This window comes from Variovorax sp. BGA-UO-ETr-C22, assembly GCF_059567965.1.
Map to the genome: position 1 here is coordinate 2,330,467 of NZ_JCAQPA010000011.1, position 20,452 is coordinate 2,350,918.

Consider the following 20,452-nt stretch of genomic DNA (forward strand, 5'->3'; position numbering starts at 1 on the left):
TACATCCACACACTACGTTTCCACGGCCACCCCCGGGCGCCGCCGGAACGCTACATTGCGGCTGCGGCGCCGTGCCGCCAATGCCTCCCCTGCCATGACGCCCAAGACCTCCGACCACATCCTCATCGTCGACGACGACCGGGACATCCGCGAACTGCTCACCACCTACCTGGTGAAGAACGGCTTGCGCGTGGTCGCGGTGCCCACCGGGCGCCACATGCGCGCCGCGCTCGAGGCGTCGGGGCCCTTCGACCTGATCATCCTGGACCTGATGCTGCCCGGCGAAGACGGGCTCACGCTGTGCCGCGACCTGCGCACCGGCAAGTACAAGGCCACGCCCATCCTCATGCTGACCGCGCGCAGCGAGGAAGCCGACCGCATCCTGGGCCTGGAGATGGGCGCCGACGACTACCTGGCCAAGCCCTTTTCCGCGCGCGAGCTGCTGGCGCGCATCCGCGCCGTGATGCGGCGCACGCGCATGCTGCCGCCCAACATGGGCACCGTCGAGCCCTCGCAGAAGCTGGGGTTCGGCGAATGGCAGGTCGACACCGTGGCGCGCCACCTGATCGACGACGCCGGCGTGATGGTGGCGCTCAGCGGCGCCGAGTACCGGCTGCTGCGCGTGTTCCTCGATCATCCGCAGAAGGTGCTCAGCCGCGACCAGCTGCTGAGCCTGACGCAGGGGCGCGAGGCCGAGCTTTTCGAGCGCTCCATCGACCTGCTCGTGAGCCGGCTGCGCCAGCGCCTGCGCGACGATGCGCGCGAGCCCCGCTACATCAAGACCGTGCGCAGCGAAGGCTACGTGCTCGCTTCGGCGGTCGAAGCGAGAGACTGACCGACGCCACGCTCTGGCACTGGGTCGGGTGGCGCACCTCGTGCGCCAGCCCGCCCGCGAAGAACAGCAGCGCGAACCAGAGCTTCTTGAATCCGCGAGGGCGCGTCATGGGGATTTCCTTCAGGCGATGAGTGGATGACGGGCGGATTGTTGGCCGCCCGCGCACCGCGCAACGGGCATTGCGTATGCCTGTGTATCCCGGCCCGACATCGACACACCACGTTTCGTTGAAGCGGTCTTGCGCGCCTGCGTTTGAAATTTAGTGTGGCCGGAACCGGCGCGGATACAGAGGCATACACAAGCCGATCAGCAAGTGGATTCCTCACCGAACAATCGCGCCGTCACCCCTTCGCATCCCAGGAGATTTCCATGACCGCCTCCCCCTCGCTGCCACGCCGTGCATTCCTCGGCAAGGCCGCACTCGGCCTCGTCGCCACGCAGCTCACGTCGATCGTTCCCGCCTTCGCCCAGTCCGCCAGCACAGGCGGCGCCCGTCGCCTCGAGCCCCTCAAGAGCATCGACGCCGGCAGCCTGCGCATCGGGTACTACGAAGCCGGCCCGGCCGACGGCGCGCCGGTGATCCTTCTGCACGGCTGGCCCTACGACATCCACATGTTCGTCGACGTCGCGCCGCAGCTGGCCGCCGCGGGCTTTCGCGTGATCGTGCCGTACCTGCGCGGCTACGGCACCACCCGCTTCCTGTCGACCGACACGCCGCGCAACGGGCAGCAGTCGGCGGTGGCCGTCGACATCGTTGCGCTGATGGACGCGCTGAAGATCCCCGTCGCCACCGTGGCCGGCTGCGACTGGGGCGCGCGCACCGCCTGCATCATGGCCGCGCTGTGGCCCGAGCGCGTGAAGGCGCTGGTGTCGGTCAGCGGCTACCTCATCGGCAGCCAGGAGGCCGGCAAGGCGCCGCTGCCGCCGCAGGCCGAGCTGCAGTGGTGGTACCAGTACTACTTCGCGACCGAGCGCGGCCGCGCGGGCTACGAGAAGAACCGCCACGACTTCGCCAGGCTCATCTGGCAGCTCGCCTCGCCCAAGTGGGACTTCGACGCCGCCACCTTCGAGCGCAGCGCCGTCGCCTTCGAGAACCCCGACCACGTGGCGATCACGGTGCACAACTACCGCTGGCGCCTCGGCCTGGCCGAGGGCGAGGCGAAGTACCAGGCGCTGGAGAACCGGCTGGCCCAGGCGCCGGTGATCGGCGTGCCGACCATCACGCTCGAAGGCGACGCCAACGGCGCACCGCATCCGGAACCCGGCGCATATGCGAAGAAGTTCTCGGGCCGCTACGAGCACCGGCTGGTCAGCGGCGGCATCGGCCACAACCTGCCGCAGGAGGCGCCCGAGGCGTTTGCGAAGGCGGTGATCGACGTGGCGCGCGGGTAAGCCGCGCAGGCCTGCTCAGTCGGCGGTGAACGCCTGCGCCAGCGGCTCGGCGTCGAAGCGCTCGAACCCGCAGTAGCACAGGAAGTGGCGGTTGGCGGCGCGGCCGAACAGAGTCATGCCGAGCTTCGTGGCCAGCTCGTGCCCCATCGCGGTGACGCCGTTGCGCGAGACGACGATCGGCACGCCCATGTGGGCCGACTTCATCACCATCTCGCTCGTCAGGCGGCCCGTGGTGTAGAAGACCTTGTCGCCGCCGTCGATGCCATGCACCGCCATCCAGCCGGCGATGGTGTCGATGGCGTTGTGCCGGCCGACGTCTTCCGCGAACACCAGCATCTCGGTGCCGCAAAACAGCGCGCACCCGTGCACCGACCCGGCATGCCGGTGCACGCTGTTGCGCGATTTCATCTGTTCGAGGATGCGCGCCAGCGTGCCCTGCGCGATGCGCGCCGACTGCGCCGCCGGCAGCCGCACGGCGCCGATCTGCGCCATGGCGTCGCCGAAGACGGTGCCTTGTCCGCAGCCCGTGGTCACGACCCGGTGCGCGGTTTTTTCGGCGAGGTTCGCGATGCCGCGGTGGGTCTTCACGGCGGCCGCCTCCACGCTCCAGTCGACGTCGATGCTCTCGACCTCGTCGGCGTGCCGCACCAGGTCCTGGTTGAGCAGGTAGCCCAGCACCAGCAGTTCGGGCGCGGCGCCCAGGGTCATCAGCGTCACGAGTTCGCGCTTGTCGACGAAGACGGTCAACGGCCGCTCCGCCGGGATGTCGATGTCGCGGCGCTCGCCGTGCTGGTCGACGATCTCGATGCGGCGCAGCAGCGGGCCGCGCGCCGGGTTCAGGCGCGGCGCGCCGGCGCGCCGGGGCAGCGGGACCGCATCGAAAGCCAGCGGTGTCTCGTCTTCTGCGTCGTCTTCACGTGGGGCCATGCGGAATCCTACGCCACCGCTGCGAGCGGAGCTCGAAGGGGTACTGCTCGCGAACGGGCGCGCCATCGGCTATGGTTCGTTCATGCCTTCTTCGGACACTCCCGCGACCGCGCCCACGGGCCGCCCGACGCTCGACGTCGCGGTGGTCATGCGCCGCGAACGCCTGCACGGCCCCTCGAGCCACTGGCAGCCCTGGCGCTGGACGCTCGACAGCGTGCTGCCCGACGAGCCCGGCTTCGGCACCGAACCGCGCCTCCTGCGCGACGACGACGGCGAGCAGCACTGGCTGCACCCCGGCTTCAAGGTCGAGCTGTACCGCGACGAGGCCGAGGGCTACCACCTCAACGCGATCACGCCGACCCCGTGCTGGTTCGTGCTGTGGCGCATGGACGAGGAACCGACGCTTTCCACGGAACCCATTCCGCGCCCGGTCGTGGTCACGCTCAGCTACTACGAGGCCGGCCGCTGGCTCGATGCGCAGGAAACCGTGGAACAGGTGCCGGCGCCGGCGGAGGTGGTCGACTGGGTGCGCGCCTTCGTCGACGAACACTACGTGGTCGAGCCCAAGCGCCGCCGCCGGCCCGAGAGCTTCCGCTCGCTGGTCGATCGCTTCGGCAACGCCGCGAGCGTGACGACCGAGAAAAAGCGCGGACGGGGTGCGGGCGATGTCTGAGGGTTTCCTGGGACGCTGGTCGCGCCGCAAGCAGGAGGTGCGCGCGGCCGAGGCCGCCGTGGAAGAAAAGACCCCGCCGGCCGTGGAACCCCTTGCGGCGCCGGTGCCGGTGCCAGCACCCGCCGCGCTCGCCGAGTCCCCCGCCGCCGAAGGCGAGCAGGACACCGCGCCGCCGCTGACGCTCGCGGACGTGGACGCGCTGGACATCGGGTCCGACTTCAAGCCCTTCCTCACGAAGGAGGTCGCGCCCGAGGTCAAGAACGCGGCCTTCCGCAAGCTCTTTGCCGATCCGCATTTCAACGTGATGGACGGCCTGGACACCTACGTCGACGACTACTCCCAGTCCACCCCGGTGCCCGAGAGCGTGCTGCGCCAGATGGCCAGTGCCAAGTTCCTCAAGCTTTTCGACGAAGCCCCCGAAGACATTCCCCCGGAAACCCCCGACGACGCCGAGACGGCGGACGTGGCACAGTCCCAGGGTTCCGAAACGCTTCCCAGCCCGCCGGTTGCCGCGATGCAACCCGCCAGCCAAGAAACCGATGACCACCACGCTGATTTGCGACTGCAACCAGACGATGCCGCTCGAGCCGAAGACGCTCGGCGCGGCACTGGCTGAAACCCTCCCGCTGCATTCGTCGCTGTGCCGCCGCGAGGCGACCTCCTTCCAGCGCGCCATCCAGTCCGGCGACGACGTCGTGGTCGCCTGCACCCAGGAAAAACGGCTGTTCGGCGAGCTCGCCACGCAGACGCCCAACGCCACCTCGCCGATCCGCTTCATCAACATCCGCGAGACGGGCGGCTGGAGCCGCGACGCGAAAAGCGCGATGCCGAAGATCGCCGCGCTGCTGGCCGCCGCCAGCCTGCCCGAGCCCGACCCCGTCTCGACCGTGACCTACACCAGCCAGGGCCGGCTGCTGATCATCGGCCCGCTCGACGCCGCCGAGCGCGCCGCGGCGCTGGTCGGCGACACGCTCGACGTCACCCTGCTCGCGCAGGGCCCCGGTGCAGACGGTGGCGCACAGGCGCGCCGCTGGCCGGTGATCGCCGGGCGCATCGATTCGCTCACCGGCTGGCTCGGCGCCTTCACGCTGCGCTGGACGCGCGACAACGCGATCGACCTCGACCTGTGCACCCGCTGCAACGCCTGCGTGGTCGCCTGCCCCGAGCAGGCCATCGGGCTGGACTACCAGATCGACAACGCGCGCTGCACCTCGCACCGCGACTGCGAGCGCGCCTGCAGCGTGGCCGGCGCCATCAATTTCAGCCGCGAGCCGCAGGCGCTCGACGCGGCCTTCGACCTCGTGCTCGACCTGGGCGCCGCGCCGCAGATCGACTGGCACGCGCCGCCGCAGGGCTACTTCCACCTGCCCGGCGGCGTCGCGCAGGCCGAGGGCCTGCAGACCTTGCTGCGCCTGCGCGAGCTGGTGGGCGAATTCGAGAAGCCCAAGTTCTTCGACTACAAGCAGAAGCTGTGCGCGCACAGCCGCAACGAGGTGGTCGGCTGCAACGCCTGCGTCGAGGTGTGCTCGGCCCATGCCGTGAGCAGCGACCCGCAGCGCCAGCGCATCGTGGTCAACCCGAACCTGTGCGTCGGCTGCGGCGCCTGCACCACGGTGTGCCCGACGGGCGCGCTGGGCTACACCTACCCGCGCGCGCCCGACCAGGGCCTGAAGCTGCGCAAGCTGCTCAGCACCTATGCCGCGGCGGGCGGGCGCGATGCGGCGCTGCTGCTGCACAACCAGGAAGGCGGCCAGGCGCTGCTCGAACAGCTCGGCCGGCAGGCGCAGCTGGGCAAGGCCCAGGGCGTGCCGGCGCGCGTGATGCCGGTCGACCTCTTTCATGCGGCCAGCACCGGCATCGACCTGTGGCTGAGTGCCATCGCCTTCGGCGCCTCGCAGGTCGCGGTGCTGTGCACCGGCGAAGAGGCGCCGCAGTACCTCGCGGCGCTCAAGCAACAGAGGGACGTCGCGCAGGCGCTGCTGCTCGGCCTGGGCTACACCGGCACGCACTTCCACGTGATCGAGGCCGATTCGCCCGCCGCGCTGGACGCCGCGCTGGCCGGCCTGCGCACGACCACGCAGCGCGTGCCGGCCACGGCGGCGCGCTTCGCCGTCGGCGCCGACAAGCGCGACCGGCTCGAGATGGCACTGGACCACCTGATGGGCGCGGCCCCGGCCCTGCAGGCACCCGCCGAGACCCCGCTGGCCTTCGCGCTGCCGGCCGGCTCGCCGCTGGGCGCCGTCGCGGTCGACAAGGACAAGTGCACGCTGTGCCTGGCCTGCGTCAGCGCCTGCCCGTCGGGCGCGCTGCTGGACAGCCAGAGCGCGCCGCAGCTGCGCTTCATCGAGAAGAACTGCGTGCAGTGCGGCCTGTGCGAAACCACCTGCCCCGAGGACGCCGTCTCGCTCGTGCCGCGCCTGCTGGCCGCGCCCGAGCGCAAGCAGCAGGTGCTGCTGAACGAGGCCAAGCCCTGGGCCTGCATCCGCTGCAGCAAGCCCTTCGGCACGCAAAAAGCCATCGAGGCCATGCTCGGCAAGTTGGCCGGGCATGCCATGTTCCAGGGCGAAGCGCTGGAGCGCCTCAAGATGTGCAGCGACTGCCGCGTCATCGACCTGTACAGCGCCACCAACGAAGTGAAGATCGCCCCGCTATGAGCCAGACCTTTCCCGCCACGTCCGCGCTCGACGAGGAGGTGGCCCGGGCCGAGCTCTACGGCCTGCTCGCGCGACTCTGGTACGCCGCCCCCGATGCCGAGCTGCTGGCCGCCTTCCAGGTCGCGCCCACCGAGGCGCCGGCCGCGGGCGCCTTCCTGGAAGAACCGTGGCGCCAGCTGGTCGGTATCGCGCGCGACACCGACGCGGCCGCCGCGCACGAGGAATACGACGCGCTCTTCGGCGGCATCGGCAAGCCCGAGGTCTTCCTGTTCGGTTCGCACTACCTGAGCGGCTTTCTCAACGACAAGCCGCTCGTGCAGCTGCGCCACGACCTCGACAAGCTGGGCCTGGCGCGCACCGAGACCACCTACGAGACCGAGGACCACATCGCCTGCCTGTTCGAGGTCATGCGCTACCTGATCGCCGGCGAGGACGTGGCGGTGGCCAACCTCACGCAGCAGCAGGCGATGTTCTCCAGACACGTCCAGCCGTGGCTGCCCGCCTTGTGCGATGCTGTGTTGCAGCATCCAAAGGCGCGGTTCTACGCGGCGCTCGCCACCTTCACGCGCGCATTCGGCGACGTCGAGGCGCAGGCCTTCGACATGCTGGACTGAGAAGGTGTGAACGAACCCGCCATGTCCGCTCATCCCGCCCAGACGCACCCCCTCTGCGTTGCAAATGCTCGCCATAGCCCGAGCTATGGCTGCGCTTTGCGCCTTGAGGGCGCGCGCCTGCGCGGGCTGCTCGGCCACGCCGGATTCATTCACACCTTCTGAGGCGAACGAATGCGAGGGGTATTCAGGTTGCTCACACCTTGTTGCTGGTCTAGTATCCACAAGGCCGACCGGGTTTCCCCTCTCTCGTCGCGCCCAGCCACTCCTGGAGTCAATATGCAGGACAGCCAAAACACCGGCATCAAGCCGGCCTCCCGCCGCGGATTCTTCATCGGTGCCGCCACCGCCGGCGCCGCTGCGGTGGCCGTCACGTCGCTGCCAAACATGGCCGAGACACCCGTCGCCGCCGTCGCCCCCTCTTTGCCGCCCCCGCCCGAAAACGGCGGCGGCTATTCCCTGAGCGAACACGTCAAGCGTTACTACGCCACCACGTCAGCCTGAGGAGACCCCGTGCTTCTGACCAGAAAATCCCCAGGCACCGCGAGCCCGCGGGCCTCCGACGCGTCGCCCTTCGTTCACAGCCTGCGGCGCGGTCTCGCGAACGCCCTGCCGACCATGGACCGGCGCGCCTTCCTGCGGCGCTCCGGCCTTGGCGTCGGCGTGGGCCTGGCGGCCAGCCAGCTCACGCTGATCCAGAAGGCCAAGGCCGCCGACGGCCGGCCCACGGCCATCGGCGCCGGCAAGATCGAAGTGAAGCGCACCGTGTGCTCGCACTGCTCGGTCGGCTGCGCGTCCGACGCGGTGGTCGAGAACGGCGTGTGGGTGCGCCAGGAGCCGGTGTTCGACTCGCCCATCAACCTGGGCGCCCACTGCGCCAAGGGCGCGGCGCTGCGCGAGCACGGCCACGGCGAGTACCGCCTGCGCTACCCGATGAAGCTCGTGAACGGCAAGTACGAGCGCATCAGCTGGGACACCGCGCTGGATGAAATCACCGCCAAGCTGAAGGAACTCACCAAGGCCAGCGGCCCCGACGCGATCTACTGGATCGGCTCGAGCAAGCACAGCAACGAGCAGGCCTACCTGCTGCGCAAGTTCGTGAGCTTCTTCGGCAGCAACAACTGCGACCACCAGGCGCGCATCTGCCACTCGACCACGGTCGCGGGCGTGGCGAACACATGGGGCTACGGCGCCATGACCAATTCGTACAACGACATGCGCAACGCGAAGATCGCGATGTACATCGGCTCCAACGCGGCCGAGGCGCACCCCGTGAGCATGCTGCACATGCTGCATGCCAAGGAAAACGGCTGCAAGATGATCGTGGTCGACCCGCGCTTCACGCGCACGGCGGCCAAGGCCCACGAGTACGTGCGCATCCGCTCGGGCTCGGACATCGCGTTCCTGTTCGGCATCCTGCACCACATCTTCAAGAACGGCTGGGAAGACAAGCGCTACCTCAACGACCGCGTCTACGGCATGGAAGAAGTGCGCGCGGAAGTCATGAGCAAGTGGACGCCGGACAAGGTCGAGGAGGCCTGCGGCGTGAGCGAGGCGCAGGTGCTGAAAGTCGCGACCATGCTGCACGAGCACCGCCCCGGCACCGTGGTGTGGTGCATGGGCCAGACGCAGCACAGCATCGGCAACGCCATCGTGCGGGCCTCGTGCATCCTGCAGCTGGCGCTGGGCAACGTGGGCACCTCGGGCGGCGGCACCAACATCTTCCGCGGCCACGACAACGTGCAGGGCGCGACCGACGTCGGTCCCAACCCCGATTCGCTACCGGGCTACTACGGCCTGGTCGAAGGCTCGTGGAAGCACTTCGCCGCCACCTGGGGCGTGGACTTCGAATGGATCAAGGGCCGCTTCGCCTCGCCCGCGATGATGAGCAAGCCGGGCATCACGGTGTCGCGCTGGATCGACGGCGTGCTCGAGAAGAACGAGCTCATCGACCAGGACTCGAACCTGCGCGGCGTCTTCTACTGGGGCCATGCGCCCAACTCGCAGACGCGCGGCCTCGAGATGAAGCGGGCCATGGACAAGCTCGACCTGCTGGTCGTGGTCGACCCGTACCCCTCGGCCACGGCCGCCATGGCCGCAATGCCGGGCCGGCCCGAGGACGCCAACGCGAACCGCGCCGTGTACCTGCTGCCCGCGTGCACGCAGTTCGAGACCAGCGGCTCGGTGACGGCGTCGAACCGCTCGATCCAGTGGCGCGAGAAGGTCATCGAACCGCTGTGGGAAAGCCGCACCGACCACATGATCATGCAGCAGTTCGCCGACCGCCTGGGCTTCGGCAAGGAGCTCAGCAAGAACTACAAGATGCAGAAGGTCAAGGGCATGGACGAGCCCGTGCCCGACGACATCCTGCGCGAGATCAACAAGTGCTGCTGGGCCGTCGGCTACTCGGGCCAGAGCCCCGAGCGGCTGCAGGCGCACATGCGCAACATGGCCGCCTTCGACGTGCGCACGCTGCGGGCCAAGGGGGCGGTCAAGGACAAGGTCAACGGCTACGACATCTCGGGCGACTACTTCGGCCTGCCCTGGCCCTGCTACGGCACGCCCGAGCTCAAGCACCCCGGCTCGCCGAACCTGTACGACCCGTCCAAGCACGTGATGGACGGCGGCGGCAACTTCCGCGCGAACTTCGGCGTGGAGCGCAACGGCAAGAACCTGCTGGCCGAGGACGGCTCCCACTCGCTGGGCGCCGACATCACCACCGGCTACCCCGAGCTCGACCACCTGCTGCTCAAGAAGCTCGGCTGGTGGGACGAACTCACCGAGGCCGAGAAGCCCAAGGCCGAAGGCAAGAACTGGAAGACCGACAGTTCGGGCGGCATGATCCGCGTGTTCATGAAGAACCACGGCTGCCACCCCTTCGGCAACGCGAAGGCGCGCGCGGTGGTGTGGAACTTTCCCGATGCGATCCCGCAGCACCGCGAGCCGCTCTACGGCACGCGCCCCGACCTGGTCGCCAAGTACCCGACGCACGACGACAAGATGGCGTTCTGGCGCCTGCCCACGCTCTACAAGACCGTGCAGCAGAAGAACATCGCCGACAAGATCGCCGAGAAGTTCCCCTACATCATGACCTCGGGACGGCTCGTGGAGTACGAGGGCGGCGGCGAGGAAACCCGCTCCAACCCCTGGCTGGCCGAGCTGCAGCAGGAGATGTTCATCGAGATCAACCCGAAGGTGGCGGCCGAGAAGAACATCCGCAACGGCGAGCGCGCCTGGGTGCACACGCCCACGGGCGCCAAGCTCAACGTGCAGGCCCTGGTGACCGAGCGCGTGGGGCCCGACACGGTGTTCATGCCCTTCCACTTCTCGGGCCGCTGGCAGGGCGAAGACCTGCTGGCCTACTACCCGAAGGGCGCGGCGCCCATCGTGCGCGGCGAGGCCATCAATACGGCCACCACCTACGGCTACGACAGCGTCACCATGATGCAAGAGACCAAGACCACGGTCTGCAACATCGAGAAAGCATAAGGAATCACCATGGCAAGAATGAAGTTCGTCTGCGATTCCGAGCGCTGCATCGAGTGCAACGGCTGCGTCACGGCCTGCAAGAACGAGAACGAGGTGCCCTGGGGCGTGAACCGCCGCCGCGTGGTCACGCTCAACGACGGCCTGCCGGGCGAGAAATCGATCTCGGTGGCCTGCATGCACTGCTCCGACGCGCCCTGCATGGCGGTGTGCCCCGTGCAATGCTTCTACCGCACCGACGAAGGCGTGGTGCTGCACGACAAGGACGTGTGCATCGGCTGCGGCTACTGCTCGTACGCCTGCCCCTTCGGCGCGCCGCAGTTCCCGTCGCAAGGCACCTTCGGCGCACGCGGCAAGATGGACAAGTGCACCTTCTGCGCCGGCGGCCCCGAAGCCAACGGCTCCGAAGCCGAGTTCGAGAAGTACGGCCGCAACCGCCTGGCCGAAGGCAAGCTGCCGGCCTGCGCCGAGATGTGCTCGACCAAGGCCCTGCTGGCCGGCGACGGCGACGTGGTGGCCGACATCTTCCGCACCCGCGTCGTGCACCGCGGCACGGGCGCCGAGGTCTGGGGCTGGGGCACGGCCTACGGCTCGCAGCAGGCCGGCACGCCGCCCACCGGAGGCACCAAGTGAAGCGCGCGGTCGTGATGCTCGTCGCGCTCGCCTCGAGCGCGATGTTGCTGGCGGCCTGCAGCGAGAAGCCGCAGACGAACGCCGAGGGCGTCAAGCATGACGCGGTGCCCTGGAGCGGCACGGGCACGCAGGCCAACACCGGCACCGCCTTCACCGCGCCCGGCTGGAAGGTGGGCGACAAGACGGCGTGGGAGCAGCAGATCAAGACGCGCTCCAACGGCCAGAACGAGTACACCCGAGAAAACTGAACCGGAGGCCGCATGAGCGTCACCATTCGCACCAGGCACGCGTTCCACGCGCTGCTGGCGACCGCGCTCCTGGGCTGGGCGGCGGTGGCACCGGCCCAGGAGGCCACCCCGGCCGCGAGCGGCGCCGTGACCGCGGCGCCCGCCCCTGCTTCGCCTGCCGCAGCGGCGGCTGCAGCACCGAAGGCCGAGGGCGGCATCCGCAGCCAGAACATCTTCGACGTCAAGCCCGAGGCCAGCGCCGACCCCAACTACCTCAACCAGACCAACGGCGAGCGCAACAAGGTGCAGCCCGGCAACAACGCGCCGATGTGGCGCCAGGTGAGCGGCGGCGTCACCGGCTACAGCAGCCTGCCGGTGAGCCAGGCGCCCGAGGCCGGCAACCTGATCCAGCGCTTCGTGCAGTACCCGGGTTCGCGCTTCACCAACGCGGGCGAGGCCTGGCGGCAGGTGCGCAACGACTGGATCATTCCGTACGGCGCGGCGCTGCTCTTCGTCACGCTGCTGGCGCTGGCCATCTTCTATTTCACGCGCGGGCCGATCCGCCTGCACGGCACCGAAACCGGCCGCAAGATCGAGCGCTTCACGCCCTTCGAGCGCGCCACGCACTGGTCGAACGCGCTGGCCTTCGTCACGCTCGCGATCTCGGGCATCGTGATGGCCTTCGGCAAGTTCTTCCTGCTGCCGGTGCTGGGCAGCACGCTGTTCGGCTGGCTCGCCTACGTGCTCAAGACAGTGCACAACTTCGTGGGACCGCTGTTCGTGGTGACCACGCTGTTCATGATCTTCACCTTCATCCGCAGCAACTGGCCGAGCAAGGACGACTTCACCTGGCTGCGGCACGGCGGCGGCCTGTTCGGCGGCAAGGAGCCCGCGTCGCACCGCTTCAACGCCGGCGAGAAGGCGGTGTTCTGGGGCGGCGTGCTGTTCCTGGGCAGCATCGTCATCGCCTCGGGCCTGTTCCTGGACAAGCTGCTGCCCGGCTTCGTCTACACGCGCGGCGAGATGCAGGTCGCGCACATGGTGCATGCGGTGGCCACGCTGCTCATGATGGCGATGATCATGGGTCACATCTACATCGGCACGCTGGGCATGGACGGCGCCTACAAGGCGATGCGCGAAGGCTATGTCGACGAGGCCTGGGCGCGCGAGCACCACAAGCTCTGGTACGACGACATCCAGGCCGGCAAGATCCCCGCGCAGCGCTCGCAACCGGCCGGCGCATCCGAGCCCGCACGGCCGGCGACGGCGCAGCAAGGAACCTCCGCATGAAGCACACGCTGACCCTTCTCCTGTGCGCACTCGCTGCGACCTCCGCTGTCGCCAAGCTCCCCCCGCCCACGCCGGAAGCGCAGGCCAAGGCCGCCGAGGCCGCGGCCCGCACCGCGTGGAGCGCCAAGACCGACGGCTACCTGCTGTGCAAGTCACAGGACCAGGTCGCCGCCAAGTACCGCGCCAGCGCGCAGGCCGCCGGCAAGCCGGCACCGGCCGCGGTGGCCACGCCGCCCTGCGTGGACCCGGGGCCTTACGCCGCCGCCCCCAAGGTTGAAACCAAGCCCATCGAAGCATCGGGCGCCCACTCCCCGGCCCCCACGGCCGCGTCGCCACCGAGTTCGAACCAGACCTCGGCACAGACGAATCCCGCACCCAAGAAGTAAGCCGGCGGCGCACCGCGCGTGCGCGGACGCGGCTGAAGAAAAAACGACCGCAAATGGCCCGCCGGCAAGGTCCGGCACGGCCGCCTTGTGCATGGCTGTCGGGTGCCATGCCCGACCACGCCGGCGACCTCCAACTTCTATACTGGCCCCGATGCCCACACCCGAACGAACTGCCTCGACCGATGTGCGTATGCGCGGCTTCACGCAGCGCGCCGAGGTGCCCGCCGCCCTCGCCTGGATCGACGCCCACACGCCCTTGCTGCCCGGTGAATCCGTGGCCGTCGACGAGGCCACGGGGCGGGTGCTGCTGCAGGAGGTGATCGCGCCCATCGCGGTGCCCGAGTTCGACCGCGCGGCCATGGACGGCTATGCGCTGCGCGGCGGCGAGACCACGGGGGCCGGCGAATACAACCCGCTCGAGTTCCCGATCGCGGGCCACGCCTGGCCCGGCCGCCCCTTCGAAGGCGAGGTGCCCGCGGGCGCCGCCATCCGCATCATGACCGGCGCCCCGGTGCCGCGCGGGCTCGATGCCGTGGTGCCCGCCGAATACGCAAGCGAGCAGGACGGGCGCCTGGCCATCACGCGCGCCGTCGCGCCGGGCCAGCATGTGGGCCACGTCGGCGAAGACATCGCGCGCGGCAGCACCGCGCTGGCCGCCGGCCGCCGCCTGCGCCCGCAAGATGCGGGGCTGGCCGCTTCGCTGGGCCTGGCACAGTTGCAGGTGGTGCGCCGGCCGCGCGTGCGGCTGCTCGTCACCGGCAACGAGGTGCGCGCGCCCGGCACGCCCAAGGGCCCGAGCGAGATCTACGACGCCAACTCCGTGACCTTGCGCGGCTTGGTCGCGCGCGACGGCGGCCTGCTCGAGTCGCACCAGCGCCTGGGCGACGACCCGCAGATCATCTCGCAGGCCCTGGCCGCGCCCGGCGCCGACGTGGTGCTCATCTCCGGCGGCTCCAGCGTGGGCGCCGAGGACCACGCGCCGCGCCTGCTGGCCGAACTCGGCGAGCTGGCGATCCACGGCATCGCGATGCGACCTTCCAGCCCGGCCGGCATGGGGCGCATCGGCGAGACGCTGGTGTTCCTGCTGCCGGGCAACCCGGTCTCCTGCCTGTGCGCCTACGACTTCTTTGCCGGGCGTGCGATCCGTCTGCTCGGCGGCCGGCCCGCCGACTGGCCCTACCCGCGCACGCGCGCCACCGTGGCGCGCAAGATCGTCTCGCAGGTGGGGCGCGTCGACTACGTGCGCGTGAAGATCGGCGCCGACGGCGTGGAGCCGCTCGCGCTCTCGGGCGCCTCGGTGCTGAGCTCGACCACGCGCGCCGACGGCTTCGTGATCGCCCCCGCCGAAAGCGAAGGCTTCGGGCCCGGGACCGACGTCACTGTTCATCTGTACGAGTGCCTGTGAAAGCCCAATCGCAATTTCTCGATGTCGTCACGCGGGACGAGGCCGAGCGCCGCTTCCGCGAACACCTGAGCCTCGCGCCGCTGGGCCGCGAGACCGTTCCCCTGCACGCGGCGCTGGGCCGGGTGCTCGCCGACGACGCGGTCGCCGCCATCGACGTGCCCGGCTTCGACCGCTCCAACGTCGACGGCTTTGCCGTGCAGGCCGCCGACACCTGGGGCGCGATGGAAGAGCAGGTCCGCGCGCTGGCCCTCGTGGGCGAGACGCTCGCACCGGGCATCGTGCCGCAGCGCGAAGTGACGCCCGGCCACGCCACGGCGATCGCCACCGGCGGCATGCTGCCGCGCGGCGCCGACGCGGTGGTGATGGTGGAACACACCGACCTCGACGGCGGCAACGTGCAGGTGCGCCGCGCGGCCACGGCCGGCGAGAACGTCAGCTACGCCGGCACCGACATCGCACGCGGCGAAACCGTGCTGCGCGCCGGCCAGGTGCTGAGCTCGCGCGAGATCGGCGTGCTCGCGGCGCTGGGCCTGGCCGAGGTCGGCGTGTGGCGCAAGCCGCGCGTGGCCATCTTCTCCACCGGCAACGAGATCGTCGCGCCCGGCGCGCCGCTGCCCACGGGCGCGGTGTACGACTCCAACGCCGCCATCATCGGCGCCGCGGTCGAGGAACTGGGCGGCGAGCCGGTGCGCCTGGGCGTGATCCCCGACGACGAGGCCCTGCTGTCGGCCGCGCTCGCGCGGGGCCTCGCATGCGATGCCGTGGTCTTTTCGGGCGGCACATCCAAGGGCGAAGGCGACCTGTCGTACCGCGTGGTGGCAGCCCTCGGCGACCCGGGCGTGGTGGCGCACGGCGTGGCGCTCAAGCCCGGCAAGCCGGTGTGCCTGGCGGTCACGGGCGGCAAGCCGGTCGTGATCCTGCCGGGCTTTCCGACCTCGGCGGTCTTCACCTTCCATGAGTTCCTGGCGCCCGTGATCCGCGCCTTCGCGGGCCGGCCGCCGCAGCGGCACGCGCACATGGCGGCCACGCTGCCGATGCGTGTGAATTCCGAGCGCGGCCGCACCGAGTACCTGCTGGTGGGCCTGGTGCCCACCGACGACGGCGTGGCCGCCTACCCGATGGGCAAGGGCTCGGGCTCGGTCACCACCTTCAGCAGCGCCGACGGCTTCATCACCATCGGCCAGCACACCGAGATCGTCGATGCCGGCGCCCCCGTGCAGGTGCAGCTGCTGGGCCAGGGGCTGGACGCCGCGGACCTGATCTTCATCGGCAGCCATTGCGTGGGCCTGGACTGGCTGGCCGGCGAGCTGATGCGCCAGGGCATCCGCATCAAAGCCATGAACGTGGGCAGCACGGGCGGGCTGATGGCCGCCAAGCGCGGCGAATGCGACGTGGCCGGCATCCACCTGATGGACCCGGCGACGGGCATCTACAACCGGCCGCTGCTCACGCCGGGCCTCGAACTGGTGACGGGCTACGGCCGCATGCAGGGCGTCGTCCATCGCCCCGGCGACACGCGCTTCGAGGGCCTGGACGCCGCCGCGGCCATCGCCGCGGCGACCGCGCAGCCCGGCTGCACCATGGTCAACCGCAACGCCGGCAGCGGCACCCGCATCCTCATCGACCGCCTGCTCGGCGGCGCACAACCGCCCGGCTACGGCGTGCAGACCAAGTCGCACAACGCGGTGGCGGTGGCCGTGGCGCAGCAGCGCGCCGACTGGGGCCTGGCCATCGACACGGTCGCGCGGCAGTACGGGCTGGGCTTCATTCCCGTGCAGGAGGAACGCTACGACTTCGTGGTGCCCCAGGCACGGCTTGGGCGCGCGCCGGTGCAGGCCTTCATTGCGCTGCTGCAATCGGCCGCGGCGCGCGAGGCGCTGGGCCGGCTGGGCTTTCGCGTCGATGCCGCCGCCTGATGGCAAGAGCGCTTCTTTCTTTCACTCTCGAGGACTGACACGATGACGATGGCTTCGCGCAGACGCTTCACCCTTCTCGCCCTCGGTGGCGCACTTGCTGGTGCGCTGCTCGCGCCGATGGCGCAGGCACAGGACAAGTTCATCGTGCTGGCCTCGACCACCTCGACGGAACAGTCGGGCCTGTTCAAGCACCTGCTGCCGCAGTTCACGAAAGCATCGGGCACCGAGGTGCGCGTGGTGGCGGTGGGCACCGGCCAGGCACTGGACATGGCGCGCCGCGGCGACGCCGACGCGCTGTTCGTGCACGACCAGCCCGCCGAAGAGAAGTTCGTCGCCGAGGGCTTCGGCCTGCCGCGCCGCGCGGTCATGTACAACGACTTCGTGCTGATCGGGCCCAAGTCCGACCCGGCCGGCGTGCGCGGCAACGACATCGCGGCGGCCCTCAAGCGCCTGGGCACCACGGGCGGCGCCTTCGTCTCGCGCGGCGACAAGAGCGGCACCCATGCGGCCGAGCTGCGCCAGTGGAAGCTGGCCGGCATCGACCTGGCCGCGGCCAAGCCGGCCGGCTACAAGGAATGCGGCTGCGGCATGGGCCAGGCGCTCAATATCGCGGCGTCGACCAATGCCTATGTGCTGTCCGACCGCGGCACCTGGCTCAACTTCAAGAACCGCGCCGACCTGGGCATCGTGGTCGAGGGCGACAAGCAGTTGTTCAACCAGTACGGCGTGATCGTCGTGAACCCCACCAGGCACCCGCACGTGAAGAAGGACCTGGCGCAAGCCTTCTCCGACTGGGTCGTGTCGCGCGACGGGCAGGCCGCCATTGCCGCGTACAAGATCGGCGGCGAACAGCTCTTCTTCCCGAACGCGGGCCAGTGAACGGCGCGCCGGTCGATGACGGGGCCGGGCTGCGCGATGCGCACGGCCTCGCGCTGGCGATGAAAGCCGTCCTTCGATGAACACCGTGACCGAAGGCTGGGCGCTGGCCTGGCGCCTCATCACCGGCGCCGACCCCGAACTCGTGCGCATCACGGCGCTGTCGCTGCAGGTGAGCGCCACGGCCTGCCTGATCGGCGCGCTGTTCGGCCTGCTGCTGGGCGCCTGGCTGGCGGTGGCGCGCTTCCCGGGGCATGCGCTGGCCGTGTGGCTGGTGAACACGCTGCTCGCCCTGCCCGCCGTGGTCGTGGGCCTGCTGGTGTACCTGCTGCTCTCGCGCTCGGGGCCGCTGGGCGAACTGGGCATCCTGTTCACGCCGTCGGCGATGGTGGTGGCGCAGAGCGTGCTCGTCACGCCGCTGATCGCCGCGCTGTCGCGCCGGCTCGTGATGGCGGCGCTGGCCGACGGCGGCGACCAGCTGCGCTCGCTGGGCGCCGGGCCGCTCGCCACCGCCCTGCTGATGCTGGTGCACGACCGGATGGGCGTGGCCACCGTGCTGCTCACGGCCTTCGCGCGGGCCATCGCCGAGGTCGGGGCCGTGATGATCGTCGGCGGCAACATCGCCGGCGTCACGCGCGTGATGACCACCACCATCGCGCTGGAGACCAGCAAGGGCGACCTCGCGCTGGCCCTGGCGCTGGGCATCGTGCTGCTGGCGGTGGTCGGCGCGGTCAACGGTGCCATCGGGCTGCTGCAATGGCTGGCCACGCGCCCGCTGAGCACTGCCCCGCCAGCGAAGCCGCGTGCGATGCGCCGCGCGCCCGCCTCGCACACGCCGGCCGCGGCCGGCACGGTGCCGCTGATTCGGCTCGAGCGCGCGACGGTGCGCTTCGGCGCGCTGATCGCGCTGGACGACGCCTCGCTGACCCTGCACCGGGGCGACCGGCTCGTGCTCGTGGGCGCCAACGGCTCGGGCAAGACCACGCTGCTGCGGCTGCTGCACGGCCTGCTGCCCTGCGAAGGGCGCTGCGAGCGCCTGCCGCTGCGGCCCGAAGGCCGCCTGCCGCGCGCGGCCATGCTGTTCCAGCGCCCGTTCCTGCTGAGCCTCTCGGTGTGGCGCAACGTGTGGGTCGGCCTGTGGCTGGCGGGCGTGCCGGCCGCCGAGCGCAGCGAGCGCTGCGGCCTGGCGCTGGCGCGCGTGGGCCTGCTCGAACACGCCGAGCGCTCGGCGCGTTCGCTGTCGGGCGGCCAGCAGCAGCGCCTGGGCCTGGCGCGCGCGTGGGCACTGCAGCCCGACATCCTGTTCCTGGACGAGCCCACGGCCAGCCTGGACCCCGGCGCCAAGAACGAGATCGAGGCCCTCATCGAAGAGGTCGCCCACAGCGGCGTGACGATCGTGATGAGCACGCACAACCTCGGGCAGGCCAAGCGACTGGCCACGCGCGTGGCCTACCTGCACGCGGGGTGCATCGTGGTCGAGCGGCCCGTGGCGAGCTTCTTCGATTCGGACGACCTGCCGCCCGAGGCCGCCCAGTTCCTGCAGGGCGAGCTGGGCTGGTACCGTCAGCCCTAGCGTCGGCGGGCGGGTCGGCGGTTCCGCGCCCCTCGCCTTCGCTTACACGGCATCCCGATCCAGCGAGGCAAAATACCGCGATGGAAATCACTGTCGCGGTCTCGCTGCCGACACGCCTTCCTTCCGGGTCTGGGCGCGGCCACTTCTTTCGCCTGCACAGAGACCTCACCGACCGGCTGCGAACGCACGGCCGCCCCCCGATAACCGAATACGCAGAGCCCTCATGAAAATAGCCACCTGGAACGTCAACTCCCTCACCGCGCGCCTGCAGCATGTGCTCGACTGGCTCATCGCCAACCCGGTCGATGTGCTGTGCCTGCAGGAGCTCAAGATGACCGACGACAAGTTTCCGCTCGAGGTGCTGAAGTCGGCCGGCTACGAGGCCGCGGTGTTCGGTCAGAAGACCTACAACGGCGTGGCCATCCTCAGCCTGGCGCCGGTGCGCGACGTGGTGAAGAACATCGAGAACTTCGCCGACGAGCAGTCGCGCGTGATCGCCGCCACCATCGAGACGCCCTCGGGCCCGCTGCGCGTGATCAACGGCTACTTCGTGAACGGCCAGGAACCGGGCAGCGAGAAGTTCGCCTACAAGATGAAGTGGCTCGACGCGCTGCACGACTACATCGCGCGTGAACTCGCGGCGCACCCGAACCTCGTGCTGCTGGGCGACTTCAACGTCACGCCCGAAGACCGCGACAGCTTCGACCCGGTGGGCCTGAAGGAAACGATCCACCACACGACCGAAGAGCGCGACCACTTCAAGGCGCTGCTCGGCCTGGGCCTGACGGACAGCTTCCGCATGTTCGAGCAGCCCGAAAAAAGCTTCTCCTGGTGGGACTACCGCATGCTGGGCTACCAGAAGAACCGCGGCCTGCGCATCGACCACATCCTCGTGAGCGAACCGCTGCGGCCGCTGGTGAAAAGCTGCGTCATCGACCGCGTGCCGCGCAAGTGGGAAAAGCCGAGCGACCACGCCCCGGTGGTGCTCGAACTCGGCGCGGGCGCCTGACGGCCATGACGACGCCGATCGCCGCACGCCTGGCCCGTTCTGCCGCGATCGCCGCCGCGGCGCTCGCACTGGCCGCCTGCTCGGTCCTGAAGCCGGGTGGTGGATCGGAAAGCAGCACGGGCAGCACATCGCCCGGCGGCGCAACCGCCACCGAAGGCAGCCGCGACGTGCCGACCGTGCGGCTCATCACCGCGCAGACGCCCGCGATCCGCACCTACCGCAAGACCGGCGCGCGCCACATCTACAAGGCCTACGCCAGCCGCATCTACAAGGGCAAGATCCCGCCGCTGGTGTACGCCGTGGTGGTGGTCGAAACGGAGATCGATGCGAACGGCAAGGTCACCAACGTCACCTTCAGCCGCGTGCCCAGCCATGCGCCCGAAGTGCCGCCGATGATCGCGGAGCTGGTCAAGGCGACCTCGCCCTTGCCGAGCCCCGGCAAGCTGGGCGGCCACACGTACGTCGACACCTGGCTCTGGGACAAGAGCGGCAATTTCCAGCTCGATTCGCTGACGCTAGGCCAACGCAGCCGGTAATAAAAAAAGGCCCTGGGAGGGCC

General features: G+C 69.9%; 19 protein-coding genes and 1 pseudogene. 19 read left to right on the forward strand and 1 reads right to left on the reverse strand.

Annotation, left to right across the window (positions count from 1 at the left end):
* Positions 1-94 precede the first annotated feature (94 nt).
* Both AC57B8_RS31000 and AC57B8_RS31005 read left to right on the forward strand, forming a co-directional pair.
* A complete protein-coding gene (locus AC57B8_RS31000) occupies positions 95-835 on the forward strand; it encodes a response regulator (RefSeq protein WP_062470956.1) in 741 nt (246 codons plus the stop codon).
* A 369-nt stretch (positions 836-1,204) separates the two neighbouring features.
* Positions 1,205-2,227 carry an alpha/beta fold hydrolase gene (locus AC57B8_RS31005; RefSeq protein ID WP_496481685.1) on the forward strand — a complete coding sequence of 341 codons (1,023 nt, stop codon included), beginning with the start codon at positions 1,205-1,207 and terminating at the stop codon, positions 2,225-2,227.
* A gap of 15 nt (positions 2,228-2,242) precedes the next feature.
* On the opposite strand, the gene AC57B8_RS31010 is transcribed toward AC57B8_RS31005, so the two are convergent.
* Positions 2,243-3,154 (reverse strand): formate dehydrogenase accessory sulfurtransferase FdhD, encoded by a 912-nt coding sequence (locus AC57B8_RS31010; protein ID WP_496481686.1) that lies wholly within the window; start codon positions 3,152-3,154, stop codon positions 2,243-2,245.
* An 82-nt stretch (positions 3,155-3,236) separates the two neighbouring features.
* Between AC57B8_RS31010 and AC57B8_RS31015 the strand changes: the two genes are divergently transcribed.
* The 17 genes and pseudogenes from AC57B8_RS31015 to AC57B8_RS31095 all read left to right on the forward strand — a co-directional run bounded on the left by AC57B8_RS31015 (position 3,237) and on the right by AC57B8_RS31095 (position 20,429).
* Positions 3,237-3,827, forward strand: a complete 591-nt coding sequence (locus AC57B8_RS31015; RefSeq protein ID WP_070059788.1) for a DUF3305 domain-containing protein — start codon at positions 3,237-3,239, stop codon at positions 3,825-3,827.
* Positions 3,820-4,443, forward strand: coding sequence for a DUF3306 domain-containing protein (locus tag AC57B8_RS31020; protein WP_447742684.1), 624 nt, complete (start codon positions 3,820-3,822; stop codon positions 4,441-4,443). The genes AC57B8_RS31015 and AC57B8_RS31020 overlap by 8 nt, the downstream gene beginning before the upstream one ends.
* Entirely contained in the window at positions 4,403-6,481 is a 2,079-nt protein-coding gene (locus tag AC57B8_RS31025; protein WP_496482251.1) for a 4Fe-4S dicluster domain-containing protein, read from the forward strand. The genes AC57B8_RS31020 and AC57B8_RS31025 overlap by 41 nt, the downstream gene beginning before the upstream one ends.
* Positions 6,478-7,095 carry a TorD/DmsD family molecular chaperone gene (locus AC57B8_RS31030; RefSeq protein ID WP_496481687.1) on the forward strand — a complete coding sequence of 206 codons (618 nt, stop codon included), beginning with the start codon at positions 6,478-6,480 and terminating at the stop codon, positions 7,093-7,095. Before AC57B8_RS31025 ends, AC57B8_RS31030 begins: the two co-directional genes overlap by 4 nt.
* A 276-nt stretch (positions 7,096-7,371) precedes the next feature.
* Positions 7,372-7,596, forward strand: coding sequence for a formate dehydrogenase (locus tag AC57B8_RS31035; protein ID WP_070059792.1), 225 nt, complete (start codon positions 7,372-7,374; stop codon positions 7,594-7,596).
* Between the two features lie 9 nt (positions 7,597-7,605).
* The gene (locus tag AC57B8_RS31040) at positions 7,606-10,581 is read left to right on the forward strand and encodes a formate dehydrogenase subunit alpha (protein ID WP_496481688.1); all 2,976 of its coding nucleotides are present in this window, start codon (positions 7,606-7,608) and stop codon (positions 10,579-10,581) included.
* A 9-nt stretch (positions 10,582-10,590) separates the two neighbouring features.
* A complete protein-coding gene (gene fdh3B, locus AC57B8_RS31045; RefSeq protein ID WP_062470938.1) occupies positions 10,591-11,211 on the forward strand; it encodes a formate dehydrogenase FDH3 subunit beta in 621 nt (206 codons plus the stop codon).
* Positions 11,208-11,459 carry a hypothetical protein gene (locus tag AC57B8_RS31050; RefSeq protein ID WP_496481689.1) on the forward strand — a complete coding sequence of 84 codons (252 nt, stop codon included), beginning with the start codon at positions 11,208-11,210 and terminating at the stop codon, positions 11,457-11,459. The genes fdh3B and AC57B8_RS31050 overlap by 4 nt, the downstream gene beginning before the upstream one ends.
* 12 nt (positions 11,460-11,471) lie before the next feature.
* Positions 11,472-12,728, forward strand: coding sequence for a formate dehydrogenase subunit gamma (locus AC57B8_RS31055; RefSeq protein WP_496481690.1), 1,257 nt, complete (start codon positions 11,472-11,474; stop codon positions 12,726-12,728).
* Complete coding sequence (locus AC57B8_RS31060) at positions 12,725-13,114, forward strand: hypothetical protein (protein ID WP_095744480.1); 390 nt, start codon at positions 12,725-12,727, stop codon at positions 13,112-13,114. The genes AC57B8_RS31055 and AC57B8_RS31060 overlap by 4 nt, the downstream gene beginning before the upstream one ends.
* Positions 13,115-13,265: 151 nt before the next feature.
* Entirely contained in the window at positions 13,266-14,519 is a 1,254-nt protein-coding gene (locus AC57B8_RS31065; RefSeq protein ID WP_496481691.1) for a molybdopterin molybdotransferase MoeA, read from the forward strand.
* Positions 14,510-16,435 carry a molybdopterin biosynthesis protein gene (locus AC57B8_RS31070; RefSeq protein ID WP_496481692.1) on the forward strand — a complete coding sequence of 642 codons (1,926 nt, stop codon included), beginning with the start codon at positions 14,510-14,512 and terminating at the stop codon, positions 16,433-16,435. The genes AC57B8_RS31065 and AC57B8_RS31070 overlap by 10 nt, the downstream gene beginning before the upstream one ends.
* 48 nt (positions 16,436-16,483) lie before the next feature.
* A complete protein-coding gene (locus AC57B8_RS31075; protein WP_496481693.1) occupies positions 16,484-17,314 on the forward strand; it encodes an ABC transporter substrate-binding protein in 831 nt (276 codons plus the stop codon).
* A gap of 76 nt (positions 17,315-17,390) precedes the next feature.
* Positions 17,391-18,068: pseudogene (locus AC57B8_RS31080) on the forward strand (ABC transporter permease); the annotation flags it as partial.
* A 51-nt stretch (positions 18,069-18,119) separates the two neighbouring features.
* Positions 18,120-18,884 (forward strand): ATP-binding cassette domain-containing protein, encoded by a 765-nt coding sequence (locus AC57B8_RS31085; RefSeq protein ID WP_496482252.1) that lies wholly within the window; start codon positions 18,120-18,122, stop codon positions 18,882-18,884.
* A 223-nt stretch (positions 18,885-19,107) separates the two neighbouring features.
* Positions 19,108-19,893, forward strand: coding sequence for an exodeoxyribonuclease III (gene xth, locus AC57B8_RS31090; protein ID WP_496481694.1), 786 nt, complete (start codon positions 19,108-19,110; stop codon positions 19,891-19,893).
* Positions 19,894-19,898: 5 nt separating this feature from the next.
* Positions 19,899-20,429 carry a hypothetical protein gene (locus AC57B8_RS31095; protein ID WP_369632047.1) on the forward strand — a complete coding sequence of 177 codons (531 nt, stop codon included), beginning with the start codon at positions 19,899-19,901 and terminating at the stop codon, positions 20,427-20,429.
* Positions 20,430-20,452: the final 23 nt, after the last annotated feature.